Below are 5183 nucleotides of genomic sequence, written 5' to 3'. Positions count from 1 at the left end.
GCTCAAGACCCTGTCGTAGCCGCGCGTGACGAGGTCCTGCTTGTGACCGGGGCCATGCTTGTCGCGGTCGGCTTTGGTCACCGACAGCAGCCGCGAGCACAGCATCGGCGTCAGCGTCAGCGACACGAACATCGACGCCAGGATGGCGACCGTCACCACTACGGCGAACTCGTTGAAGATGCGCCCGATAACGCCGCCCATCAGCAGCACGGGGATGAAAACCGCCACCAGCGAGATCGAGATCGAGATGATGGTGAAGCCGATTTCGCGCGCGCCCTTCAGCGAGGCGTCGAAGGCCGACAGCCCGTCCTCCTCCATGTGGCGGAAGATGTTTTCAAGCATCACGATGGCGTCGTCGACGACGAGGCCGACCGCCAGCGTCAGGCCCATCAGCGAGATGTTGTCGATGGAAAAGCCGAACAGGAACATCGCGCCGAGCGTGGCGATCAGCGAGATCGGCACCGCCACGGCCGGGATGATTGTCGCCGTCACCCGGCGCAGGAACACGAAGATCACCATGATGACCAGGGCAATGGTGAGCAGCAGCGTGAACTGCACGTCGCTGACCGCCTGCCGGATCGAACTGGAGCGGTCGTTAAGCAGCTTGATGTCGGCGGCGGCCGGCATCTGGTCCTTGAAGGACGGCAGCATCGCCTTGACCTTGTCGACGACGTCGACAGTGTTGGCGTCGGGCTGGCGCTGCACGGCCATGATGATCGCGCGCGTACCGTCATACCAGCTCGCCGTCGTGGTCGTCTGCACCGAATCGACCACGCGGGTCACCTCGCCCAGCCGTACCGGGTGACCGTTCTTGGTGGCGATGATGATGTTGGAGAAACCGGCGGCGTCGGTCAGCTGCGTGTTGGCGGTGATGGTGAGCTGCTGCTTGTCGTTCTGGAGCACGCCGAGCGGCGTGTTGCTGTTGGCCGAGGCAACCGCCGCCTGCAGCTGATCGATCGAGATGCCGCGTGCGGCAAGCGCGGTCGGGTCGATCTGGATGCGCACCGCGTATTTCTGCTGGCCGAAGATCGAGACCTGCGCCACGCCGTCGATGGTCGACAGCGACGGCGAGATGACGTTTTCCGCGAACGCATCGAGGTCGGTCAGCGGAACCGTGTCGCTGACCAGCGACATCAAAAGGATCGGCGCGTCGGCCGGATTGACCTTGCGATAGCTCGGCGGCGCCGTCATCTGCGGCGGCAATGATTTCTGCGTGCGCGCGATCGCCGCCTGCACGTCGGCCGCCGCCGCGTCGATGTCTCGGTTGAGCACGAACTGGATGGCGATCGAGGTCTGGCCAAGCGAGTTGGTGGTCGAGATCGAATCGATGCCGGCGATGGTGGCGAACTGCTTGATCAGCGGCGTCGCCACCGATGTCGCCATGGTTTCCGGCGAGGCGCCGGGCAGCGAGGCCGAGACGTTGACCACCGGGAATTCGGCGCTGGGCAGTGCGGCCACCGGCAGGAACTTGTAGGCGAACAGCCCGCCCAGCACGAGGGCGAACGACATCAGAAGGGTGGCGACGGGCCGGCGTATGCAGAATTCGGAAATCATTGGGCGGCCTCGCCGGCGCTGGTCGCCTCGGCCACCTTGGGCGCAGCGGCACCCGCCGTGGTCTTGCCTTCATGCACCGCGGCGCCGTCCTTCAGCCGTGTCTGGCCCTCGGTGACAACCTTCTCACCGCTTTTCAGCCCCTGGCTGATGGCGCTGTTGTCGCCTTCGGTCAGCGCCACCTGCACCGGCCGCATCTCGACCGTGTTGTCCGGCTTGACCACATAGACGAACGGGCCCTTCTGGCTTGGCTGCACCGCGACGGTAGGAACCGATGTCATCTGCGGCATGATGCCGGCGTCGAGCACGACATTCACATACTGGCCGGGCCATAGCGAAAGGTCGGCATTGGGAATACTTGCCCGCGTCGCGATGGTGCCCGACGCGGTGTCGACGCTGGAGTCGACGAAATCGAGCGTGCCCTTGCCGATCGGCGTCGCGTCACCATCCTTGGTCAGTGTCACCGCGCCCTGCTGCGGATTGGCAAGCGCCTTGTGCAGCAGGGCGAGATTGCTTTCCGGCAGATTGAAGTTGACCTGCAGCGGGTCCATCTGGGTGATGGTCACCAGCGGGGTCGCCGTGCTGCTGTTGCCATTGCTGACGGTGACGAGATCGCCGACGGCGACGCTGACCGCACCCAACCTGCCGGAAATCGGCGCCGTGATCGTGGCGAAGCCAAGCTGGACATTGTCGGCGTCGATTGTCGCCTTGTCGGCTTCAACGGTCGCAGCGGCAGCCTTCTGCGCGGCGACGGCCTGGTCGTAGGTCTGCTGCGTGCCGGCCTGCTTGGCAACCAGATCCTTGGCGCGCTGGAGATCGGAATTCGAACTGGCAAGCAGCGCCTGGTCCTTGGCGAGCGCAGCCTGATCCTTTGCCAGCTGCGCCTTCAGCGCCCGGTCATCGAGCGAGAACAGAACGTCGCCGACCCTGACCATCTGCCCATCCTTGACGTCGATCGAGACGATCTGGCTGGACACCCGCGCGTTGATGTTGACGACGGCGGGAGAAGAGACGAAGCCGATCGCATAACGCCGGATCGGGAAATCGGCTGTCGAGGCGACGGCCGAGAGGATGGAAGCCGAGCGGGCGGCACCGCCGCCACCTGCCGCCTTGTCGCCCGCTGCCGGCTTGCCGGTTGCCGATTTGTCCGCGGCAGCGACCTGCTTTGCGCCGATGAGCTGCTGAGCCTTGCTCAGCGCGTCCGGAGACACATAGAGCCAGGCCGCGCCCGCACAGGCGGCGGCAAGCAACGAAAGAACGACTTTTCCACGCATGGTCAAAGGCCCTCTCCACCCGACACGTCGTGGTCCGATGGTTCTACTCTAGCGCAAATCACGGCCCGTTGCCGCGATTTCGCCGAATAGATAGGACGCGCCTTTGTCGGAAAAGGGCCAAAACACGGCATTACGAAGATTTAATGTGCACTGCACAATGGATGTGCAACACGGGCTGAATCCCCATCCGACGGCTTGCGAGCCATCGCCTTCCGGCCTGAGACGACCAGAATGCGCGTCTCGACCTATTTGAGCATCGGCCAAAGCGTCGCCGCCAGCAGCACGCCCATGGCGATGTTGAACCATTTCAGCCGTACCGGGTCCGACAGGAAACCGCGCAGCGCGGTGCCGAACCCAGCCCACACCGAGACGCTCGGCAAATTGACGATGGTGAAGGCCACAGCGATCAACACCACCGACAGGAACGGGTGCTCGGCATTGGCATAGACGGCCATGGCGGTGATCGCCATCACCCACGCCTTGGGATTGACCCACTGGAATGCAGCCGCCTCGATGAAGCGCATCGGCCGCGCCTTCGTCTCGCCCTTGCCGGTCAGCGTGCGCGACATGGCGATCTTCCAGGCGAGGTACAGAAGATAGGCGCCGCCGGCGATCTTGAGCGCGGTATGCAGCGCCGGAAACGCCGTCAACACAGCGCCAAGGCCAAGACCGACGGCAAGCAGCAGCACGAGGAAACCCATGCTGATGCCAAGCATGTGCGGAACGGTTCTGACGATGCCGAAATTCACGCCCGATGCCAGAAGCATGAGATTGTTCGGCCCCGGCGTGATCGAAGTCACCAAGGCGTAGACAAGCAGGGCAAGGAAAGCGTCAAGCGACATGGATATCCTCCCCGACAAGTCAGGATCGTTGTCTTTTCTAGGCAACCCGCAAAGGCCCACGGACGGCCCACAGCGGGGCCAGAAGCCTCACTGTGGAAGCTGGCTGGCGCGCCCGGCGCCAGCACCGAAGGCCTACATCGCCTGCGGGCCGCGGTTCAACGCCGCCACGCCGGTGCGGCAGATTTCGACCAGGCCGAGCGGCTTCATGATGGCGATGAACTGATCGATCTTGGAGCCCTTGCCGGTGATCTCGAAGATGAAATGCTCGGTGTTGGCGTCGATGACGCTGGCGCGGAACGCATCGGCCAGCCGCAGCGCCTCGACCCGGGCCTCGCCGATGCCGGCGACCTTGACCAGCGCCAGTTCGCGCTCCAGCGGCCGCTCCTGGCCGGATTCATGCGAGCGCACGGTCAGGTCGACGACGCGGTGCACCGGCACGATGCGCTCCAGCTGGTGCTTGATCTGCTCCAGCACATGCGGCGTGCCGCGCGTCACGATGGTGATGCGCGACAGGTGTTTTTCATGCTCGGTCTCGGAGACGGTCAGGCTCTCGATGTTGTAGCCGCGCCCGGAAAATAGGCCGATGACCCGGGCAAGCACGCCCGGCTCATTGTCGACCAGCACGGAAAGCGTGTGGTTTTCCGGCTTTTCCGTTTCCTTGGCGATAAAATAGGCCGAACCGGTCGGTTGTAGCTGTGCGTTCATGACATGAATCTCGATTTCAAGCTCTTGAGCTAATTCGTTGTTTGCGCAGGGCTTTCTCGCGACAGCCCTGCCTTGGTTCTGCCGGCTACACCAGTTCCCTGCCCTTGGCGTCGATGGCATTGGCCACCGCCTCGTCGGTCGCCTCGTCGGGCAACAGCATCTCGTTATGCGCCTTGCCCGACGGGATCATCGGGAAGCAGTTGGCGAGCGTCGCCACGCGGCAATCGAACAGCACCGGCTTCCTGACCGAGATCATCTCCTTGATCGCGTCGTCCAGCTCGTCCGGCTTTTCGCAGCGAATGCCGTGGCCGCCATAGGCCTCGGCCAGCTTGACGAAGTCCGGCATTGCCTCGGTATAGGAATGCGACAGCCGGTTGCCGTGCAGCAATTGCTGCCACTGCCGCACCATGCCCATATACTGGTTGTTGAGGATGAAGATCTTGATCGGCGCGTCGTGCTGCACCGCCGCGCTCATCTCCTGCATCGTCATCTGCACCGAGGCGTCGCCCGCAATGTCGATGACCAAAGCGTCGGGATGCGCGATCTGCACGCCGAGTGCTGCCGGCAGGCCATAACCCATCGTGCCCAGCCCGCCCGACGTCATCCAGCGGTTCGGCTTCTCGAAACGATAGTGCTGCGCCGCCCACATCTGGTGCTGGCCGACCTCGGTGGTGATGTAGGTGTCCATGCCCTTGGTCAGTTCGTAGAGCCGCTCGATGGCGTATTGCGGCATGATCACGTCGTTGTTCATCTTGTAGGCGAGCGAGTCGCGCGCACGCCATTTGGCGATCTGCTCCCACCAGGGGTAGAG

The 5183-nt window shown here is 63.7% G+C and carries 5 protein-coding genes; all 5 read right to left on the bottom strand.

What is annotated here, in order from left to right; all coding sequences use genetic code 11:
- Nucleotides 1–1554, bottom strand: a 1554-nt coding sequence (locus EN914_RS23530) for an efflux RND transporter permease subunit (RefSeq protein WP_164778869.1), incomplete at its 3' end; no start/stop codon positions are given.
- On the bottom strand, nucleotides 1551–2825 hold the full coding sequence (locus EN914_RS23525) for an efflux RND transporter periplasmic adaptor subunit (protein WP_024501398.1): 1275 nt from the start codon (nucleotides 2823–2825) through the stop codon (nucleotides 1551–1553). The genes EN914_RS23525 and EN914_RS23530, both read right to left, overlap by 4 nt.
- Before the next feature lie 245 nt (nucleotides 2826–3070).
- On the bottom strand, nucleotides 3071–3667 hold the full coding sequence (locus EN914_RS23520; protein ID WP_024501399.1) for a LysE family translocator: 597 nt from the start codon (nucleotides 3665–3667) through the stop codon (nucleotides 3071–3073).
- Between the two features lie 132 nt (nucleotides 3668–3799).
- The gene (gene ilvN / locus EN914_RS23515) at nucleotides 3800–4372 is read right to left on the bottom strand and encodes an acetolactate synthase small subunit (RefSeq protein ID WP_013531048.1); all 573 of its coding nucleotides are present in this window, start codon (nucleotides 4370–4372) and stop codon (nucleotides 3800–3802) included.
- An 85-nt stretch (nucleotides 4373–4457) separates the two neighbouring features.
- Nucleotides 4458–5183: thiamine pyrophosphate-dependent enzyme (locus EN914_RS23510; RefSeq protein WP_245497839.1), on the bottom strand; the 726-nt coding region annotated here is incomplete at its 5' end.

This window comes from Mesorhizobium sp. M7A.F.Ca.CA.001.08.2.1, assembly GCF_003998455.1.
GTDB classification, from domain to species: domain Bacteria; phylum Pseudomonadota; class Alphaproteobacteria; order Rhizobiales; family Rhizobiaceae; genus Mesorhizobium; species Mesorhizobium ciceri.
Note: the sequence above shows the minus strand (reverse complement) of the source record. Positions and strands in the feature narration are given on the sequence as shown.

Excerpts from the sequence above, each read along its gene's own strand:
- EN914_RS23520 (WP_024501399.1), bottom strand. The coding sequence starts at position 3,667 with ATGTCGCTTGACGCTTTCCTTGCCCTGCTTGTCTACGCCTTGGTGACT.
- ilvN (WP_013531048.1), bottom strand. The coding sequence starts at position 4,372 with ATGAACGCACAGCTACAACCGACCGGTTCGGCCTATTTTATCGCCAAG.
- EN914_RS23525 (WP_024501398.1), bottom strand. The coding sequence starts at position 2,825 with ATGCGTGGAAAAGTCGTTCTTTCGTTGCTTGCCGCCGCCTGTGCGGGC.